The organism is Nautilia sp. (genome assembly GCF_053994455.1).
In genome coordinates this window covers 1-2,840 of the sequence record NZ_JBMYAU010000064.1, presented here as the reverse complement: position 1 = coordinate 2,840, position 2,840 = coordinate 1, and the positions used below count along the sequence as shown (strand labels likewise).

The following is a 2,840-nucleotide window of genomic DNA, read 5'->3' as shown; positions in this document are numbered from 1 at the left end:
CTATAAAAGTTAAAGAGGGGTATTTGTTAGTGAGGGTAATATATACGCCCGGTTTTGGAATAAGATAGTTTTTTACAGGATTTATATTAATTGTCGGGACAAGCTCTTTGCTTCCAAGCCCCTGGCCTTTGATCCGTTTCCCTTTTATTTTGTAAGTATGTCCTAAAAATCTGATTGCTTTGGTTATTTCTCCGTTTTTGATAAATTCCCTTATTATTCTTGAATGCACCCCGATGCCGTCAATTTTCACTTCTTCTATTGCTTCAACTTCAAAATGTTTTTTTAAAAGATTCAAATCACCGCTTCTGTTTTTACCGAACCTAAAATCTTTGCCTACTACAATTTTTGTAATGTTTAATTTTTTTAGAACACATATAAACTCAATCGGGCTCAGATCTTTTATGTCATTCAGATCAAAAAATTTACAAGGTAGCGTTGTGTAATCGCACCTGTCGGTGCCCGGTGTTAAGTTACTTCCTTTTTCAATAACGACAAGCATATCTGCTCTTTTTATCAAAGCCTGATGTCCCAGATGCATTCCGTCAAATCCGCCTATTGCAGCTCTCATGTGTATAGGTCTATTTTGAATTTTTTATCTGGTGAGTTGTTGTCTTCGGATTTTTCCTGTGAAAGCTCCAAAGACGCTTTTGCGGCAATCACATCCGCCGTCTGTGCTACTTTCAGATCCTGAGGGCTCGGGTCGGCGGGTGCAAGGGCCGCGGCTTTTATCTGCTGCATGTTTTTTATCGTTTCTTCAGGGGTTTTGCCTTTTACTATCTTTATAGGCACTTCTCCGGTTACGGCGTACTCTTTACCGTCGGGTCCTTTTATTTTTGTATAGCTCGGCGCTCCCGCAAATCCGCCACCCGCAGCCTGATGTGCCGTTTCGTGGGCTTTTACTTTTGTGTCAATAGCCTGAAGTTCAGCAATTTCCTGCTGGATTTTAGGGTCTGTTTGATTGTTTTTAAGTGTTTTATTATCTGTGGGAGTCGGTGTGATGTTGTAAGTGTTTGAGCCTGCGGCGTTCAGTGTTATTTTATACTCCTTTTATACAACCCTATATATTGTGCATAGCCTCTTACGTATATTCTAATTTTATCCAAAAACTTTTGAATTGTTAAGCCCGGTTTTAAATCAATGTTTTTGTTTAACGCAATGGCGGTAATAATATAATGGTGGGGTTTACCAGGAGGCGGGCAGGGACCCCCGTATCCTATTTTGCCGAAACTGTTAATACCCTGAAATCCGAATTTTGTTAAGGGTGTTTTTGGCAGGTTTTCAGGTATTTCGGATGTGTTTAAAGGAATGTTGTATAAAATCCAGTGTGTGAACACCCCGAACGGTGCGTCTGGATCCTGCATAATCAGAGCTAAGCTTTTGGTGTTTTTCGGAATGTTTTTAATAATCAGGGGAATTGAAACATCGGCACCTTCGCATGTGTATTTTTTAGGAATAAAAGAGTTGTTTTTAAAAGCTGGGGAATATATTTCAAACGCAAACAAAAACCCGGCAATTAAAATTATCAGTTTTTTCATTTGTAACTCTCTTTTCGATGTTTTACTCTGTATATCGTTATAATGTTGTTTTCGATGTCAAATAACACTCTGTAATCATTTACCCTTAATCTGTAAGGTGGATGAAAGTTGGTAAGTTTTTTTATGTTCGGAGTTTCAGGAAAATTTTTTAAAAGTTCAATTTTGCTTTTTATTTTGATAATAGTGTTTTTAGGAAGTTTTTTTAAATCTTTGATTGCTTTTTCGTCAAAAACAATTTCCATTTAAACGCCTAATATTTTCATTGCCTCGTCAAATGAGTATTTTTTGTTTTTTTGGGATTTTATTTTTTGTATTTCTTTATAATCTTCATCATTTTCATTAAGAGATTCAATTACTAAATCTTCAATAATTTTAACGTTTGGTAAATTGTTTATAATGTAATTTAAATGCGGATAAACTTCGTCTGGGACTTGTAAAGTAATTGTATGCATTTTTAATCCTTTTTTTTATTATATCATTTTGATTTAAAAAATTCCGTTATCGCTTTTGCGTCTTTTTCGTTTAAGACTTCTTTTAATTCGTTGAAACTCGCTTTTTTTATATTATCAAAACTTCCGAAATAATTCAAAAGTTTTGTCATTTTGGCTTTACCTATACCTTTTACCTGCAGTAGATCTATTTGTGTATCGCGTTTTCTTTTCGTTTTTCTGTGAAACTCTATTGCAAACCTGTGCGCTTCATCCCTCAGCATCTGCAAAAACTGCAACCTCTTGTCATTCTCACTTAAATTAATTTTATCTATTAATTTTTCACTTTTCACTTTTAACTTTTCACTGATAAAATATATCTTATCCTTCGCCTTACCCTTGGCCCTGTGCGCTTTTGCGTCGATTTTTTCTTTTGATATTGCAAGAACGTCAATATTGGCCCCTGTTGAATCGATAATTTCTTTTGCCAGATTCAGCTGCGCCTTGCCGCCGTCTATGAGCCACAGATCCGGGGGAGGGGACTTTTCAAAATTTTGTGCCCTTCTTGTCAGAAGCTCCCTCATCTGTGAGTATTCGTCTTTGCCTTCGAGGTGATAGTGTCTGTAATCGCTTTTTTTGAATTTTCCGTTTTCCCACACTATCATTGCTCCGACCGTTGCCTCACCCTGCATGTGTGATGTGTCGAAAACTTCAATTTTATACGGAATGTTTTCAAGGTTGAATAGTATCTTAAGTTCATCTAAAATATTATTTTCTTTTTGGTTTTTGATCACTTCAAGAGCATTTAATTTTGCAAGTTTTATTAGGCTTTTTCTCTCTTTTGTAGTAGGGGTTATGATGTTGATTTTTTTATTAA

The 2,840-nt window shown here is 35.9% G+C and carries 6 protein-coding genes; all 6 read right to left on the bottom strand.

Features of this window, described 5'->3' with window-relative positions; genetic code table 11:
- On the bottom strand, nucleotides 1-568 hold a 568-nt coding region (locus tag ACXJIE_RS04770; protein WP_456479832.1), incomplete at its 3' end, for a riboflavin kinase.
- On the bottom strand, nucleotides 565-930 hold the full coding sequence (locus ACXJIE_RS04765) for a putative metalloprotease CJM1_0395 family protein (RefSeq protein ID WP_456479833.1): 366 nt from the start codon (nucleotides 928-930) through the stop codon (nucleotides 565-567). The genes ACXJIE_RS04765 and ACXJIE_RS04770, both read right to left, overlap by 4 nt.
- A gap of 101 nt (nucleotides 931-1,031) precedes the next feature.
- A complete protein-coding gene (locus tag ACXJIE_RS04760; protein WP_456479831.1) occupies nucleotides 1,032-1,535 on the bottom strand; it encodes a YbhB/YbcL family Raf kinase inhibitor-like protein in 504 nt (167 codons plus the stop codon).
- Nucleotides 1,532-1,777, bottom strand: a complete 246-nt coding sequence (locus ACXJIE_RS04755) for a type II toxin-antitoxin system RelE family toxin (protein WP_456479830.1) — start codon at nucleotides 1,775-1,777, stop codon at nucleotides 1,532-1,534. Before ACXJIE_RS04755 ends, ACXJIE_RS04760 begins: the two co-directional genes overlap by 4 nt.
- Complete coding sequence (locus tag ACXJIE_RS04750) at nucleotides 1,778-1,987, bottom strand: hypothetical protein (protein WP_456479829.1); 210 nt, start codon at nucleotides 1,985-1,987, stop codon at nucleotides 1,778-1,780.
- Nucleotides 1,988-2,010: 23 nt separating this feature from the next.
- Nucleotides 2,011-2,840: helix-hairpin-helix domain-containing protein (locus tag ACXJIE_RS04745; protein WP_456479828.1), on the bottom strand; the 830-nt coding region annotated here is incomplete at its 5' end.

What these genes read in the sequence shown, in the direction of transcription:
- ACXJIE_RS04755 (WP_456479830.1), bottom strand. Translation starts at nt 1,777, where the DNA reads ATGGAAATTGTTTTTGACGAAAAAGCAATCAAAGATTTAAAAAAACTT.
- ACXJIE_RS04750 (WP_456479829.1), bottom strand. Translation starts at nt 1,987, where the DNA reads ATGCATACAATTACTTTACAAGTCCCAGACGAAGTTTATCCGCATTTA.
- ACXJIE_RS04760 (WP_456479831.1), bottom strand. Translation starts at nt 1,535, where the DNA reads ATGAAAAAACTGATAATTTTAATTGCCGGGTTTTTGTTTGCGTTTGAA.